The sequence below is a fragment of the Streptomyces sp. NPDC037290 genome, from assembly GCF_055603245.1.
On the sequence record NZ_JBVJVZ010000003.1, the window covers coordinates 866781 to 882791 of the forward strand.

12 protein-coding genes and 3 pseudogenes are annotated in these 16011 nt (G+C 70.7%); 9 read left to right on the forward strand and 6 right to left on the reverse strand.

Annotated features, from left to right (window positions below):
* Positions 1-239: 239 nt before the first annotated feature.
* The 5 genes and pseudogenes from ACZ7HQ_RS14690 (at position 240) to ACZ7HQ_RS14710 (ending at position 5324) form a co-directional block, all read left to right on the forward strand.
* Positions 240-997 (forward strand): annotated as a pseudogene (locus ACZ7HQ_RS14690) (response regulator transcription factor).
* Positions 994-2484, forward strand: coding sequence for a sensor histidine kinase (locus ACZ7HQ_RS14695; protein WP_470988810.1), 1491 nt, complete (start codon positions 994-996; stop codon positions 2482-2484). The pseudogene ACZ7HQ_RS14690 and the gene ACZ7HQ_RS14695 overlap by 4 nt, the downstream one beginning before the upstream one ends.
* A gap of 536 nt (positions 2485-3020) precedes the next feature.
* Positions 3021-3482: a hypothetical protein gene (locus ACZ7HQ_RS14700; RefSeq protein WP_470988813.1), complete on the forward strand. Its 462-nt coding sequence runs from the start codon at positions 3021-3023 to the stop codon at positions 3480-3482.
* Positions 3483-3540: 58 nt separating this feature from the next.
* On the forward strand, positions 3541-4305 hold the full coding sequence (locus ACZ7HQ_RS14705; protein WP_470988818.1) for an FMN-binding protein: 765 nt from the start codon (positions 3541-3543) through the stop codon (positions 4303-4305).
* Positions 4306-4595: 290 nt separating this feature from the next.
* Positions 4596-5324: a response regulator transcription factor gene (locus ACZ7HQ_RS14710; RefSeq protein WP_470989011.1), complete on the forward strand. Its 729-nt coding sequence runs from the start codon at positions 4596-4598 to the stop codon at positions 5322-5324.
* A 22-nt stretch (positions 5325-5346) separates the two neighbouring features.
* Here the strand turns inward: ACZ7HQ_RS14710 and ACZ7HQ_RS14715 are convergent, their stop codons facing one another.
* Both ACZ7HQ_RS14715 and ACZ7HQ_RS14720 read right to left on the reverse strand, forming a co-directional pair.
* On the reverse strand, positions 5347-5877 hold the full coding sequence (locus tag ACZ7HQ_RS14715) for a hypothetical protein (RefSeq protein ID WP_470988823.1): 531 nt from the start codon (positions 5875-5877) through the stop codon (positions 5347-5349).
* Between the two features lie 67 nt (positions 5878-5944).
* The gene (locus ACZ7HQ_RS14720; RefSeq protein WP_470988826.1) at positions 5945-6625 is read right to left on the reverse strand and encodes a hypothetical protein; all 681 of its coding nucleotides are present in this window, start codon (positions 6623-6625) and stop codon (positions 5945-5947) included.
* A 252-nt stretch (positions 6626-6877) separates the two neighbouring features.
* On the opposite strand from ACZ7HQ_RS14720, the pseudogene ACZ7HQ_RS14725 reads away from it, so the two are divergent.
* Positions 6878-7279, forward strand: a pseudogene (locus ACZ7HQ_RS14725) (DUF2690 domain-containing protein); the annotation flags it as partial.
* Positions 7280-7394: 115 nt separating this feature from the next.
* Here ACZ7HQ_RS14725 and ACZ7HQ_RS14730 read toward each other — a convergent pair.
* The 4 genes and pseudogenes from ACZ7HQ_RS14730 to ACZ7HQ_RS14745 form a co-directional block, all read right to left on the reverse strand.
* On the reverse strand, positions 7395-8336 hold the full coding sequence (locus tag ACZ7HQ_RS14730; RefSeq protein ID WP_470989014.1) for a multicopper oxidase family protein: 942 nt from the start codon (positions 8334-8336) through the stop codon (positions 7395-7397).
* Positions 8325-8930: pseudogene (locus ACZ7HQ_RS14735) on the reverse strand (multicopper oxidase family protein); the annotation flags it as partial. The pseudogene ACZ7HQ_RS14735 and the gene ACZ7HQ_RS14730, both read right to left, overlap by 12 nt.
* 38 nt (positions 8931-8968) lie before the next feature.
* Entirely contained in the window at positions 8969-9436 is a 468-nt protein-coding gene (locus tag ACZ7HQ_RS14740; protein WP_470988828.1) for a hypothetical protein, read from the reverse strand.
* Positions 9429-9785 (reverse strand): darcynin family protein, encoded by a 357-nt coding sequence (locus ACZ7HQ_RS14745; protein WP_470988832.1) that lies wholly within the window; start codon positions 9783-9785, stop codon positions 9429-9431. The genes ACZ7HQ_RS14740 and ACZ7HQ_RS14745 overlap by 8 nt, the downstream gene beginning before the upstream one ends.
* 122 nt (positions 9786-9907) lie before the next feature.
* On the opposite strand from ACZ7HQ_RS14745, the gene ACZ7HQ_RS14750 reads away from it, so the two are divergent.
* From ACZ7HQ_RS14750 to ACZ7HQ_RS14760, 3 genes are all read left to right on the forward strand, one after another.
* A complete protein-coding gene (locus ACZ7HQ_RS14750) occupies positions 9908-10657 on the forward strand; it encodes a TetR/AcrR family transcriptional regulator (protein ID WP_470988834.1) in 750 nt (249 codons plus the stop codon).
* A gap of 548 nt (positions 10658-11205) precedes the next feature.
* On the forward strand, positions 11206-14106 hold the full coding sequence (locus ACZ7HQ_RS14755; RefSeq protein ID WP_470988836.1) for a helix-turn-helix transcriptional regulator: 2901 nt from the start codon (positions 11206-11208) through the stop codon (positions 14104-14106).
* 121 nt (positions 14107-14227) lie between these two features.
* Positions 14228-15859 (forward strand): S53 family peptidase, encoded by a 1632-nt coding sequence (locus ACZ7HQ_RS14760; protein ID WP_470988838.1) that lies wholly within the window; start codon positions 14228-14230, stop codon positions 15857-15859.
* Positions 15860-16011: the final 152 nt, after the last annotated feature.

The window sequence follows — 16011 nt, forward strand, 5'->3', positions numbered from 1 at the left end:
GGCTACTGGTCATAGGGGAAGCGGTTGCTGGATGACCAAGGACCGTGCTGCGCTTTCTTAACAGACTGCTTGCACGGCGTTGCCTGTTCGCTGACGTTGCACTGCCGAGATGCCCGTAGGGTCAGGGACGGGCAGAAGGCAGTAAAGGAAGATGGTTGTTCACTTTCGCCGAAGGTAATCCACGCGACACTCAGCCGTTTTCCCGGCGCGGGGCACCGTCGGCTTGTGAGTCTGTCGACATGCGTGTCTTACTGATCGAGGATGACGACCGGGTCGCCGGCCCGCTGATGGAGGGCTTGAGCCGTTTCGGGTTCACCGTCGAGCACGCCCGTACGGGTGCCGACGGACTGGCCGCGGCGGAAGCGGAGATGGTCCTGCTGGATCTCGGGCTGCCCGACATGGATGGCATCGATGTCTGCCGGACGCTCCGACTGCGTTCCCAGGTGCCCATCATCATGATCAGTGCGAGAAACGACGAGGTCGACCGCGTCCTCGGCCTGGAGCTGGGGGCCGACGACTACCTGTCCAAACCGTTCGGAGTCCGGGAACTGGTCGCACGGATCCGGGCCGTCTTCCGACGGGCCGGACCCGCTGCGCCGGAGCCGATGATGCCGGTCCCCGGCTCCGAAGGGGGCATACCGTTGTGGCGGCTCGCGCTCAGCAGATCGGCCCGTTGGCCATCGACCGGCGGGGCCGCCAAGTCCACCTGCACCAGACCTGCGTTCCCCTGGCGCCCAAGGAGTTCGACCTGCTCGCCTACCTCGCCGACGACCCCGGCGCCGTCCGCACGCGCCGACAGATCCTGGACGCCGTGTGGGAACCGAACTACATCGGCCCCACCAAGACCCTGGACGTCCACGTCGCCGCGCTGCGCCGCAAACTCGGTGACCCCGCCTGGATCGACAACATCCGCGGCGTAGGATTCCGGCTCACCCCACCCGACGGCGCCGCACCCGCCAGGCCGGTGGGAGAGAACGTCGATGAAGGTGACCGGTGATCCGCCGCCTCCTGCTCAGCTACCTCAGCCTCACCCTGCTGGTGCTGCTGTGCCTGGAAGTGCCGTTCGGCTACGTCTACGCCCGCGGTGAGATGTCCCGCTTCACCGGCAACGGGCAGCAGGCCGCGGTCATGCTCGCCGAGGTGCTGGAGGAGAAGGTCGAGCGACGGACCGTCAGTGACGTCCCCGAGCTGGTCACGAGCTTCGCACAGCGCACCCAAGGCCATGTCACGGTCGTGGACAGCCGAGGAAGACTGCTCACCGACTCACGCAACGCCGTCCCAGCCGGGACGGACCTGTCCGCAGAGCCGGACATCGCAGCCGCTCTGCGGAACCGGTCCAGTTCCGGGACCCGGCAGGATTCGGCTCTCGACGAAGAGGTCTTCTTCGCCACCGTGCCAGGTGCCTCCGGCGCGACGGTCCGCTGCGTCGTACGGGCGTCGTTTCCCCTCACCGCGGTGACGTCCAAGGCTCATGACGCCTGGCTGGCACTGACAGCCGTGGGTCTGGGCGTGCTGGCGGCCGTCGCGCTGATAGCTCTCGCGATGGCCCGCTGGATCACCCGCCCGGTGCGGGCCCTGGAGCACGCCACGACAGAACTGGCCGACGGCACCCTGAAAGACCTGCCCGCCACCGACCTCGGGCCCCCCGAGCTACGGCGACTGGCCTCCAGTTTCGTCCGCACCGCGACCCGGCTGCAGCATCTGCTCAAGGCCCAGCACGCCTTCGCCGCCGAAGCGTCCCACCAGCTGAAGACCCCTCTCACGGCGCTGCGGCTGCGACTGGAGAACTTCGAGCCCTACCTCGACCCCCGCGCCCAGCCCAGCCTGGACGAAGCGGTGGGCGAGGTGGAGCGCCTCAGTCGCATGGTGCACGGGCTGCTCGCTCTGGCCCGGCTGGAGAACGCGGCCACCACCCCGGAGGCCACCGACCTCGACTCCGTCGTCGCCGACCGCGCTGCCGTGTGGAGCGCCTTCGCCGGCGAGCACTACGTGGACATCGTCGTGACCGGGCCGAAGATCGGCCGGGCGTGGGCCATCCCCGGCGCCCTGGACCAGATCATCGACAACCTGCTCTCCAACGCGCTGCGGGTCTCACCGCCCCACACCACGATCACCCTGGCCACCGCCTGGGCGAACGGGACCCCCGGAACCGTGGAACTACACGTGATCGACCAGGGGCCGGGCATGACCGAGGAACAGCGCCGACGCGCCTTCGACCGCTTCTGGCGGGCGAACGACGCCGACCACGAAGGCACCGGCCTCGGCCTGCCCATCGTGCAGCAGCTGGCCCGCGCCTCGGGCGGCGAGGTGACCTTGCAGACCGCACCGGGCGGGGGACTCGATGCAGTGATCCGCCTCAGGACGGCAGACGCGCATCGCCCAGGGCACCCTCGACGTCCCCGGTCGGCGATGCGAGCCAAGCAGGGCGCGGTGCCACCCGTTCCCGCCGAGCGCCCGTACGCCGTGTCCGACTGGCAGCAGTGAGACAGCGCAACCCACGCGGGCGGGGGCTTTCGGGCGCACAGATGCTGCGAGACATTGGCTGATTCCTGGCCCTCCGCTACCCATTCGCTGACATTGCGCTGCAGTGCCTCCGCCTACAGTCCTTGGCGTTCCCGGCCCTTCCCTGCCTCTGATGGCTGTTGCCGGCCGCTGTGCGCAGGACGGGCCAATTCCATTCGGTGCTCGTGCAGGAGGAAGCGGCAGCTGCCGATGGGGGTGCGGTCCGCTGCGGACGCAACGGCACCCCGTCGGCCAGCCGCTCAGCGGCCTCGGCCGCCGGCCGAGGAAGTCAGGAGAGCCATGGACATAGCCAGCCACCATCCCGCCATCGGCGGCCCCCCGCTGTCCGGCAGCACCGGTCCCAACGATATGACCGCAGTGCTTCCGTCTCTTCCTGCCACCTCCGTCTCCAGCGGAGACACGACCCTCTTCCATTCCACCGCCGCTTCCTGGACCGTTGGCGCAGCAGCCAGCGCCCGTGCAGCGGAAGGAGCAGGACCGCAGCCCAGCGCCTCCCCGTGATTTCGGGGAATCACGCCCGTCGGCACCGCCGCAGTCGCCGCCCCCAGCGGGCGCGGCCGTTCGGGACCTTCACCGCCGACCGGCGGCACTGCCCGAAGGCCCTGCTCATCGCTGCCGGAAGCGGCATCGCCCCCATACGTGCTCTGCTCGAACAGCTGCCCCCACGAACGGTCGTGATCCACCGGGCCCGCACCGACGGGGAAATCGTCTTCCGAGGCGAACTCGACGACCTCGCGGTCCAGCGCGACGCACAGATTCACTACGTGCTCGGCCGCCGCGAAGTCGCCTCGCCGCAAAGCCTGTTCACACCCGAGGGCATGAGGGACCTGGCGCCGGACATCGCGGACCGTGACGTGTATCTGTGCGGACCTCCCGGCTTCATCAACACGGCGCTGGACGTGCTCCGCCGGTTGCGAGTGCCCGACCGACACATCCACCTCGACCCCTTCGAGTTCTGAACCCCGCGCCGCTGCACGACCGTTCCGGAGCCCGCGCCCTACGTCTGGAGGCATCCCCATGCGCAGAACCATCGCCGCCGTCATCGGCACCGCCGCCGCGACCGGCCTGTTGACCGCGCTGAAACTGGGCATGGCCCCTGTCGGCGCCGACCCCTCGTCCACCGCCGGTTCCCCACAGCCGGGAGGAGCCGCGACCATAGGCACCCCCACCAGCCCGCCCGCATCCGCGCCTTCCGCGAGCAGCCCCGGCGCCTGCCCCGCAGCGTTCACCGGTGGCGGCGCGGTGGAACCCGCGGCATACGTCGCAGCCGGGGACGACGACGGGGGCGACGGCGACCACCGCGGCGAGGGCGACGACGCCCGGGCCACCCCTGCGCCGACGAACGGGACAACCGGCACACCGACCGACACCTCCACACCCCCGCCCGCTCCCACGGACGCCGCGACCCCCACTGCCGCCGCTCCCCGTGCGCCATGCACCTCGGCACCTGCGGCGGCGCCCACCGCGACGCCCGCTCCTTCTTCCACGGCCACCCGGACCGGCCTGAAGAACGGCACCTTCCGCGGACCTGCCGCCCGTAGCGAATACGGCACCATCCAGAGCACGATCACCGTCTCCGGCGGCCGCATCACGGACGTCACCGCCGGCTTCCCCACCACACCGGCGCTTAGCGCGCAGATCAACGCCAAAGCCATCCCCGCCCCGCGCCAGGAGGCCCTGGCCGCACAGAGCGCAACCATCGGCGCGGTGTCCGGAGCGAGCTTCACGAGCACCTCGTACAAAGAGTCTCTGCAGGCAGCCATCGACGCCGCAAAGACGTAAGTCACCTACGAACCACAGAGTCCAGCCGGTCACCCATGTCGGAATATTGGCCATCTGCTAACACGGCACTAGAGGGCTCCTGGCCCCGAGTTGCCCTCCTCACCCGTAGGGTCGTCCCCACAACGCAACACCCAGTCACACCAGCAGCACCGTCACCACCACCGCGCGCCGCGATGCCCACGGCGAGCACAACCCAGACGATCACGGACACAGCCATGCCGACGAATAGCGAGCCCGCGTACACCGCGGGGGCCGAACAAGTCGTCCCGGCCGAACCCACAGCAGAAACCATGCGGCTCCTGCTCGTCGAAGACGACGACCGGATCGCCGGCCCCATCATGGAAGGGCTGAACCGCTACGGCTTCGCCGTCGACCACGTCAAATCCGGAGCCTCCGCTCTGTCCGCCTCCACCGCCGACCTCATCCTTCTGGACCTCGGACTACCCGACATGGACGGCATCGACGTCTGCCGGGCCCTGCGCGCCCGCTCCGCCGTCCCCATCATCATGATCACTGCACGAAGCGAAGAAACCGACCGCGTCGTCGGCCTGGAAGTCGGAGCGGACGACTACCTCTCCAAGCCCTTCGGCGTACGCGAGTTGGTCGCCCGGATCCGAGCCGTCACACGTCGCACCCACCCCGAGAGGCACGCCCCGCTCAATACCGGCACGGCAACCGGGCTCCCCCTCCAGCGCACGCAACTTCCCGAGGAGCGTGGCGTCCAGCACCTCGGTCCGCTGACCATCAACCGGCGCACCCGGGGTGTCACCATCGACGGCCGCCCGCTCACGCTCACCCCGAAGGAATTCGATCTGCTCGCCCAACTGGCCAGCGACCCTGGCGCCGTGCACTCCCGCCAGCAGATCCTTGACACGGTGTGGGACCCCAACTACTTCGGCCCCACCCGCACCCTCGACGTGCACGTATCGGCGCTGCGCCGCAAGCTCGGCGACCCGGCCTGGATCGCCACCGTCCGTGGAATCGGCTTCCGGCTCACCGTCCCGCCTCTTCAGCGGTAACGGCCGGCTTCTAGATCGTGCGTCAATTGATCACGTCGAGGCAGAAGGAGACGAGCGAGGCCAGTGCGCCGGGGGCGCCCGCGCCGAAGGCGACCACCATGGCCTGACCGATCGCCACGTCGTAGGGGTCGAGGCCGTTGGACCAGGTCACCCGGGCGTCGATGCCGGGGATGCTGCGGAAGGGGCCGTACGCGCCCAGGGTGCCGTGCGCATCAGCGATGGGCGTGCCGTTGCGCAGGAGCCGGGCCCGGCACAGGCCGGTGGGCCGCAGCTCGTAGGTGCGTTCGCCCACCACGGACGTGCGGGTGCGTGTTCTGCGGCGCAGGGCCCAGCGGCTGTCGCTACCCCGGCGCGTGGAGATCACCCGCCCGTCTACCTTGATCCAGCCGTGCTCACGGCTGGGCCGTACCGTGACGGGCGGCATGCCGGATCCCTGGACGAGCGCGATGACGCTGGGCCAGCTGTCGTAGCTGATCCGTATCGGCCCGAACGGGCTGTCGGCCGTACGGTGCTGGGAGAGCCGGACGGTACGACGCTTGCTGAAGAAGGACATGGTCGGATCGGCTCCGAAGGCAGGGAGTTGGAAACGGGAGAGGCACGCGCCGCTACGTCGATCGTTGTCAGTTGAGGGGTGACCCCGGATGCCAGGACCGGTACGGCGCGGCTCCCGGCGCAGATTGCTGATGCGGCATCGCCAAAGGAGCCGAGCCGTGGGTGCGCAGCAGTGCCTCGAACCCGGAGTGCAACTCGCGGGCCGCGTCGGGCCGGGCGGCGTAGGCGACGACGGATCCGTCGAGGCGCTGGATCGTCACCACGGCGTCGGTGCCCGGATTCTCCTGGCCCAGCCACACTCCGCCGAGGGCGGTGGCAGGCACCCACCCCGGCTCGGACTCCGGGCCGCCATCGCGCCATCGGCGCAGCACCTTCCGCCGATACCCCGGGAACAGCAGACCCGGCAGCGTCACCACGACGAGGACAAAGACCACAATGTTCCCCACCACCCCGGCCGCCCAGCGCAGCAGCGCGAGGAGCGCGGCATAGCAGGCCGAGACGATGAAGACCCACAGGCAACCCACGGCGACGACGTGCGGCGCACCAACCTTGTTCAGCAGGCTGTGGAGGCCCACGGAAGCGAGCAGTACCAAGATCGTGACACATCCGGCCGTGTCGCCGAGGAACGCTTCAGCGATGCGGACGGCAAGCCGGTCGCGTCGGACGACGAAGCCGTGGTCATGGAACTGGACACGTACACGTCCCCCGGGCATGGCTCTGACGCCAGCGATCTCACGCACGCCGCTCACCCTAGACGAACATTCGGACCATGCCCGGCGATCGTCTTTCGGACGGGTGAAGCGTCGGCGGCCAGTTTTGCCACCGACATCCGCAGGGGAGCTTTTTTCCCGCCCAACAGGGAGGAACAGGGACAGCCCGGTCGACGAGGCGCCGGGGACACACCGGCTGATGCTCCTACCAGGGACGGGGGGTGACATGCGCCACTGGCAGCCGCTGCCCGAATCTCTCGAACCGGAAACCAGGGCCCTGAACGGTCCGCCGTGCCACGGCCACCCGAACTCCCGCCCGCACCTGCGACCCCGGCACCAAAGAGGCACCTACGCAGGCACCTTGTACCGACCGCCGTCATCACGCTCTCCGCCGCCGCTCTCGCCTGGACGACCATCGCGGGATCGCCCCTGCTCGCGGGCCAGCCAGGGCCGAGGACTGCCCCAGCAACCACGCCACCGCCGACCCGCCCCGCCGTCCCAGCGTCATGCCGGGGCGAAAGCTGTGAGGGCCAGTATCCAACCCCGTCCGGATGCACAGGCGACGCGCGAACGGAGAGCACCGTGGCGGCCTCCGCCTACTCGGTGCGGCTGCGCTTCAGCCCCCGCTGCGGTGCCGTCTGGACCGAAGTCACCTCTCGCGCCGGCACCGTCCGCGAGGTCTCCATCAAGATGGAGCCGAAGGACGAGCTCTCGTCTCCCCCAACGACCGCTTCCTTTCCAGCAGCCCGATGCTCGGGAACACCGGTGGGAAAACCGGTGCGCCCGGGGTCGACGCTGCGCGTACTCCCTACACCACCTGATAGTTGGCCATCATCGCCATGTCCTCGTGCTCCAGGTTGTGGCAGTGCAGCATGTACCGGCCGCGGTAGCCGCGGAAGCGGACCAGCACGTCCACGACCTCGTACGGGCGCACATCCACCGTGTCCTTCCAGCCGGCGTCCGTGGGCTCAGGGGCCCGGCCGCCGCGGGACAGGACCTGGAAGTGGGCCAGGCGCAGATGCACGGGGTGGTGGAAGTCGCCGGTGAACCGCCAGCGTTCGACGGTTCCGAGGCGTGGGCGGGCCAGGAACTCCGAGGTGCTGAAGGGGCGCCCGTTGATGGTCCACGCGTCGTCGGAACGGCGGAAGTCGAAGTGCCGGGTGGCGACGGCGGACGCCGGACGCAGGGCCGTGAAACGCGAGAGGCGGGCCGGGAGGTGGCTCGGGTCCTTCTCCCTGCGGGCGATGCGGAAGCGCATGACCTGGTGCATACGGCCGTCCGCCAGCGTGTTGACCAGGGTGACCACACTCCCCACCGCGCACCCGGTGAAGTCCACGACGACGTCGAAGCGTTCCGCCGGCGCCATGGGGATGCCGTCCAGACGCTGAGGCGCGGCCAGCAGGCCGCCGTCGCCGCCGATCTGAGTGAAGGGAAGTGTGCCGCCGTGCTCGTTCTCCAGCACCAGGTGGTAGCGGCGGGCGTTGGAGGCGTTCAGCAGGCGGAGGCGGTGACGGGTCGCCGAGACCTCCGCCTCCGGCCAGGGGGCGCCGTTCACCAGCTGTACGTCGCCGAGGACGCCGTCCATGTACGCGTCCTCGACGCCGGGGGTGCCGGTGCAGGTCGGCGAGTGGCCCGGGTAGCGGAAGGAGCCGTCCTCCTCGAAGGAGCGGTCGCAGATCAGCAGCGGGATGTCCCGCTCGCCGCCGGGCAGCGGGAGCGCGTCCTCCTCCTGGTCGTGGACGAGGAACATCCCGGCCAGGCCGCGCCAGACCTGCGGGGCGCTGAAGTCCATCCGGTGGTCGTGGTACCAGAGCGTCGCCGCCCGCTGGTCCATCGGGTACGTGTGGGTCTTGTAGCCCTCCGAGACCGTTCAGTCGGCGGCGTGGGCGTGCATGCCGCCCATGCCGCGGTGCGTCATCCCCCGTGCCTTGAACTCGGCGCCGCACTGCGCGGGCACCAGCACATCGGTCGGGTAGCCGTCGGAGTGCGGCGGGGTGACGCCCCCGTGCAGGTGCAGGGAGGTGGGCACGGGCAGCTTGTTGAGGACGCGTACCTCCATCCGCCGACCGGAGCGGGCCGTGAAAGTGGGGCCGGGGAAGATGCCGTCGTAGCCCCAGACGGTCGTCCTCAGCCCTGGGATGATCTCAACGGACCCCTCGCGCTGGGTGATGTCGTAGAAGTCGGTACCGCCCGCGCTCCGGGACGGGCGGGCGCGCGGTGGTAGGGGCAGTGGCGCCGCGAACTGCCGGGGCGGGCGGATCCTGCTGGCCAGGACGGTGCCTGTGCGCTCGCCCGACCACTTCGCGTACGCCGCCGCTCCGGCGGGTACGGCGAGGCCGGCCATGGCTCCGGCCGTCACTCCGAGGAAGCGTCGACGTGACGTCACCCGCGCTCCTCCCCACGGTGCTTGTACGTGCACGCCCAGCAGGCCAGCCCCACGCCCACGCCGAACACACCGAGCGCCAGCGGGACATGGCCGCCCAGCATCCGGGCCGCACCCAACCCCATCTGCGCCCCGACGAGCACGATCAGTCCGAGCGCCAGCGCGAATGGCCATGCCGGTCCCCGCATCGAGCGCCACACCAGCAGGGCGGCCACGGCCTCGACGAGAGCGATGACGGCGACCAGCTGCGCGTTGGCCGCGTGCACGTCGAGGAAGCGCACGTCACCGGTGATGAACAGGCCCGCCAGGGCCCCCTGGAGCAAGCTGTCGAAGAGGAACAGCACCGACATGGTGCGCAGCAGGGTCAGCGGCCATGTACGGGACCGCCCCGCGGCTCTGCCGGATCGCGGCTCCTCTTCCGTCGGGCGCGGACGCGGAAGTGCAGCCTCCGTGGACGTGTCAGTCACGCGCCACCTCACCGCCACCGACACGGGCCTGCGCCTCGAACGCCTGGAACCCGGCCTCGACGCCCATGAAGATGTCGTTCATGACCAGGTAGCCCTGCGCGATCAGCGGCGAGTCGCGCAGCTCCTCGATCAGGAAGTAGTACGCCTCCAGGTCTGCGGTCTCCAGCAGGGCGAAGTCGGAGAAGGCGGTGGTGAACGCCTCCGCGTCGAAGAAGCGTGCCGAGACGCGGCCGGCGTACCGGGCGAACACGGGGTGGATGTGGGCTGCCGCCATGGCGTTCCGCTCCTCGCGGGACAGCGCCAGCCAGGCCGGGGTGAAGGTGTAGGTCAGGATGATCGTCGTCTTCACGACTGGGTTCCCCCGGTTTTCGAACGCAGCGTCAGCTTACGCCGTTTACTAGAGGTGATAGCCGTTAACATTGTCAAGCGCGGGCCGGTCGGCGGAGCTGCGACAGGTCAGGAGGCACAGCCGTGAGCAGCGATACCCCGTCGGCGCGACGGGCTCGGCAACGCGAAGAGGTGCGCGAGCGCCAACGCGCCGAGACGAAGTCGGAGATCCTGCACCATGCCCGCCAGTTGCTGGTGGACGAGGGCCCGGCCGCCGTCTCCCTGCGTGCCATCGCGCGCGAGATGGGGATGACCGCTCCAGGGCTGTACCGCTACTACGCCGACCACCGCGAGCTAGTCCAGGCGCTCACGGCCTCCCTCTACGACGAGCTGGCCGCCGCCCTGGAGCACGCCCGCGACCAGGCACCTCAACAGTCCCCTCGGGACCGCTTCACCGCCACCGCACGAGCACTGCGCGCCTGGGCACTGGACCACAGGCCGGAGTTCACCCTCATCTTCAGCAAGCCGATGCCCGACGCCGACTGCGCACCGGGCGACCCCTGTCATACGGCCAGTTGGCGCTTCGGCGGCGTCTTCCTCGACCTGATGCTGGAGTTCTGGCGGGCCGGTACACTCCCTCTGCCCAAGGCTGGCACCCTTGCTCCGGACTGGCTTCCCCAGTTGGAGGAGGTGAGGGAACACATCAGCTCTGAACAGCCGCCCCTGGAAGCGTTGTATGTATTCGTCCTCGCCTGGTCCCGCCTGTACGGCATGGTGTCCATCGAGGTGTTCGGGCACCTGGACTTCGCCCTGACCGATTCCGAGCCGCTGTTCGAGCACAATCTTCGTGACATCGTGGGACTGCTCGAAGCCGACCGGCGAAGCGACCAGTAGGCGGTTCACGTCCGGAACCGTAAGCCGACGCACACCGGTCGCCCCTGGCGATCGCCCGCCGAGTAAGTCGCGGCGAGAGGTCGGGACATCGAGTCTCAGGAGATTGAATCCGACCGCGTCGCCATGCAGCAGAACAGGCTCGATGTCCAGATCTGTGAGGACCCGCAAGGCTCCGTCGAGCGAGGCAATCCGGTCTCGCGCCAGGTCTGTACGGCCAACCGAAGCCGGGGGCCGAGGAAGGCGTGCAAGGGCACCACTTCCGCGGGCGGCGTCAGATGCGCCCGCCGAAACGTGGCGGCTCGACCGTGCAGCACGTGGCACCTCGGGAAGGCCGCCGACCACTCCCTGCGCCGTCGTCATGCGCGCCCGTGGTCATTGACAAGGCGAATCCGTGCGGGCTGTCATGAACACATGATCCTCCGTCCTGGGGCCCGTCGCACGCGCCGTACCGATGGTTCCGCCCTCGGTGCCGGGTGTAACCCGTCACCGGGCGGATCATGCACGAAGGCCACGGACGCCACCCCAGAAGCAGAGGACGGACGGCTGCGGTGGGAGCACGGTCACTGACCGGGCGCCACGAGTTGCTGGACGCCGCCCGGGCCGAACTGACGACCCGTTCCGGAGTGCTCTTCCACGGTCCCCTGGGGATCGGTAAGTCCATCCTCGTGGCAGCCCTTATGGCGTCCCTGGCGGCGTGTGACCCGTCGGTCGGCACCGTGCTGCACTGCTCGCCCGCGGAGGACGACGTCCAGCTTCCTTTCGTCGGGCTCATCGACCTGTTCGCGCGCGTGCCGGAGAGCTGCCTGGAGGGCCTCGCACCCGAACCACGGGCGGCACTGAGGGCAGCGCTGCTGCGTGGTCCGGAACCGGCAGAGGGCCGCAGCCGCCTCGCGGTACGCCTCGCCGTCCTCGACGTGCTGCGCACACTGGCCGCCGCCGGCCCCGTCGTGCTGGTCCTCGACGGCCTGCAGTGGCTCGACGAGTCCACCGCCGAGGTGCTGGCCTTCGCCGTGTGCCGCCTCGGCGGCCTGGACATACGGGTGATCGCCGCCGAGCGGGTCGCGGACGGTGAGCAGCCCGAGCGGCTGCGCTGCTGCCCGCCGGGCACCACCGAACTTCCGGTGCCGCCGCTGACGGACGACGAGGTGGCCCGTCTGGTGCGCGCCGGCATCGGTGCCGGCCTGCCACCGGGGATACTGCGGGCGATCCAGGACACCGCCGCCGGAAACCCCTTGTACGCACTGGAGTTGGGGCGAGCGGCAGCCCTGCGCGGCCCGGTGCCTTCGGCTTTCGGACCGGCACTGCCCGTGCCCCGAAGACTGCGTACCCTGCTGCTGGCCCGGACGCGCACGCTGCCGGAGACGGCGCAGCGCACGCTCCTGGTCACGAGCGCCGCCGCCTGCCCCGACCTCACCCTGCTGTGCGCCGCCGGGCTCCCCGATCCCGCCGCGGACCTGGCGGAGGCCGAACGACTCGGCGTGGCAACGACCGACGCCGACGGAACCATACGCTTCCGGCATCCGCTGATCGGGGCCGCCGTCTATGCCGATGCCCCGGAGCACCTCCGCCGACAGGCGCACGCGCTGCTGGCCGGCGCGATCAGCGAGCCTGTCGAACAGGCCCGCCATCTCGCTCGCGCCCGCCCGCACCGGGATGAGGACACCGCCCGCACACTGATGTCGGCGGCGGAGTCCGCGCGCCGCGACGGCGCGCTCGGCGCCGCCTGCGAACTGGCCGGGCTCGCCGCCCGCCGGACTCCCGGTGACCGACCCGCGGACCGGGATGACCGGCTGCTGGCCGCGGCGGAGTACGCGTGCGACGCCGGACAACTGGACGAGGCGGCCGAGGCCGCCGGGACGGTCCTCGCCGCATCGGGCTCGGCACGCCGTCGGGTGCGGGCTCGGCTGATCCTGCTGCGCAACGCCGGACAGGCGCTGGAGGGTACCCACGCGCTGATCCAGGAAGGCCTCCGGGACGCCGTCGGCGATCCGGAGGCCGAGGCCTGGCTGCACCACTGGGCGGCCGTACGCGGCCTGCTGTGCGGGGAGTTGGCGGAGGCGGCCCGGCATGCCGGGCACGCTGTCCGGCAGGCGGCCGTGGCGGGCGACACGGAGACCCGGATCGGGGCTTTCGCCACGCTCGCCCGGGTGCGGTCCCTGTCCGGCGATCCGGTTGCGGCGGACGCCGCGCTGGAGAAGGCGCTCGCCCTGGCCGGGGGCGCCGGCGGCGGTCCCCAGAGTTGGCGGCTGATCCGGATGCGGGCGATCCTCGCCCTGGACGCCGACAGGGTGACCGAGGCCGGCGAGCAGGTGGCCGAACTCCTGTCCACTGTCGGGGATTTCGCCGGCGTCGAGGAGGTCATGGCGACCCTGGTGTCATTGACCCGGATCCAGGTGCGGGCCGGACACTGCCGTGAGGCGCTGCACACCGCGGCGCGCTGCTCGCGCGCCATGGCCCAGGCGGCTCCCGCGCTGTACGCGGCCGCGCTGGCGGCCACTGCGGGCGGCACGGCCGAGGAGGCGCGGCAGCTGGCCGAGCAGGCGGTACGCGCCTCGGAAGCCGACGGCGACCGGCTGTTCCTGCTGCGCGCGCTGGCCGTGCTCGGGCAGGCCGAATTGCTCGCCGGTGACCCGAGGGGGGCCGCGGCCGCGGCCGAGGCGCTGCAACGCGTCAGAGAACTCGGGGCGGCCATGTGTGCCGCCGACCCGCCCTTGCTGCACTGGTATGGCGACCTGGCCGAAGCCCTGGTCCTCCTGGGTGAGACGGACGAGGCCGAAGTCGTCGTCCGTGAGGCCTACGCTCGTGTGAGCGGTGATACGCCCGGCAGTGTGCTGGCGGCTCTGGAGCGGGCGGAGGGCCTGCGGGAGGCGGGGGTCGGCCGGGCGAAGGAGGGGGCGGCGCGGCTGCGTGCCGCCGTGGACCGTCTGCGCCGGCTCCCCTTGCCCCTCGAGCTGGTGCGGACCCTGATCGCGCTGGGCGTGGTCGAGCGTCGCTCGCGCCGCAGGAGCACGGCGCGTGCGGTTCTCGTCGAGGCGCTGGAGACCGACGCGGGGATCGGCGCCGCTCCGCTGGTGGCGCGGGCGAGGGAGGAGCTGTCGCGGCTGGACTCCGGAGAGCGGAGCGGTGAGGCGGGCGCCGGCGGACCCGAGCTCACACCCACCGAGGCCCGGATCGCCGCGCTGGTCGGGGGCGGGGCCACCAACCGGGAAGTCGCCGCGAAGCTGTTCATCAGCGTCAAGACGGTGGAAGGGGCCCTGTCGCGGGTCTACCGCAAGGTCGGGGTCCGCTCGCGCACGGCGCTGGCCCACGTGATGGCGGTCGCCGTCATCACCTCCGGGCCGTCCGTCGACTCCGGCAACGGCGGCCAAGTGAACTCTCCGGAGCAGGCCGTGATGGTGGACCGGCCCAGCCGTACCCGGACCCGTCGTGCTCTCGACACACGCCGTTGACACGACATCGGCTGTTTACACGTGACGCAAGGGTTCCCCCGCTTATGGGGGTGGGGTCGGACTTTCTACGGTGAAGCCGTTCCGCTTCCGGAACAACTCCCCCACTCCCCGGAGGACTTCAGTGAAGTCACGTCTGAGACTGCTTGGTCTGGTCGCCGCGCCCGCCCTGGTCACCGCAGTCGTCCCCGCCGCCTATGCCGCGAACGCCCCGCAGTCGCACGCGGCCCGTGCCGGCGTCGCCGGAGACGTCCTGCCAGGTCTGAAGCAGAGCGCGGCCCGTACCGGAAACGTCGCGGCCGCGAAGCGGATATCGGTGGCGATCAGTCTGACCCCCAGAGGGGGCACGGCGCTTGACACCTTCGTCGCCAAGGTAAGTGACCCGCGGTCGAGCTCCTACGGCCATTACCTGTCGAAGGGCCAGTTCGCGGCCCGCTTCGGCCGTACGGACGCGGAGATCAAGCGGCTCAAGGACTACCTGCGCGCCCAGGGTCTGACCGTCGGCACCGTCCACTCGGGCAACCTGCTGATTGACGCGAGCGGTACCGCAGCCCAGCTGGAGAAGGCCTTCGGAACCAAGCTGTCGACCTGGAAGGACGCGAAGACGGGGCGTTCCTTCTACGCCAACGACAGCACGCCGACGCTGCCGACCGCCCTCGCCTCCATAGTCAGCGACGTGGCGGGCCTCAACAACCGCGTCCAGCGGCGCCACCAGGCGACGCCGCACACCGTCTCCCCCCACAACGGCCCCGGTGGCGGCTACACGCCGGCCCAGCTCAAGGGCGGCTACAACGTCTCCGGCACGTACACCGGCAGCGGCCAGAAGATCGCGCTGCTGGAGTTCGACGGCTTCCAGCAGTCCAACGTCACCACGTACGACAACCACTACGGCCTGGGTTCGCCGACCCCGACCGTGCAGAAGGTGGACGGCGGCTCCGGCGCGCTCGGCGACGGCCAGGTCGAGGTCGAACTGGACATCGAGGTCCTGCACGCGATCGCCCCCAAGGCGAACGTCACCGTGTTCGAGGGCCCCAACTCCGACGCCGGCGAGGTCGACACCTACCAGGCCATCGTCGACAGCGGCATCCCGACCACCTCGATCAGCTGGGGCGCCGCCGAGAGCGCCCGCACCACCTCGGGCATCAACGCGGTCGACGCCGTCTTCAAGGCCGGCGCCGCCCAGGGCCTCGGCTTCTACGCGGCCTCCGGCGACGACGGTTCCGACGACGCGGGCGACGGCGGCACCTCCGTGGACTACCCGGCCAGCGACCCGTACGTCACCGGCGTCGGCGGCACCAAGCTGACCGTCACCTCATCCAACACCTGGAGCAAGGAGGTGGCCTGGTCCGGAGGCGGTGGCGGCAAGTCCTCCGTCTTCAAGATCCCCAGCTGGCAGACGGCGGTGCAGAAGAGCGCCGGCGGCGGCTACCGCCAGGTGCCGGACGTCTCGGCCCACGCCAACCCCAGCCCCGGCGTCTCCATCTACTCCCAGGGTGCCTGGAGCTCGGTCGGCGGCACCAGCGCCGCCGCACCCGAGTGGGCGGCGTTCGCCGCCCTGTACAACCAGCAGGCCGCGGCGGCCGGCAAGGCCGGCCTCGGCTTCGCCAACCCCGCCCTCTACTCCGCGAGCGGCACCGGCTTCCACGACATCACCAGCGGCAGCAACGGCGCCTACTCCGCGGCCACCGGCTGGGACTTCACCACCGGCTGGGGCTCGTACAACGCCGCGACGCTGGCGAGCAAGCTGCTCGGCTGACCACCGCCGGCTGACCACCGACCGACAGCAGCGGGGGGGGGGGGGGGGGGGGGGGGGGGGGGGGGCCGCGTACGCGCGCATGCCTCCTCCCTCCTTATTGCTCGGGGGGGGGGGGGCCGAGGCGGCCGGCCGGAGGAGGACTATACCCGCCC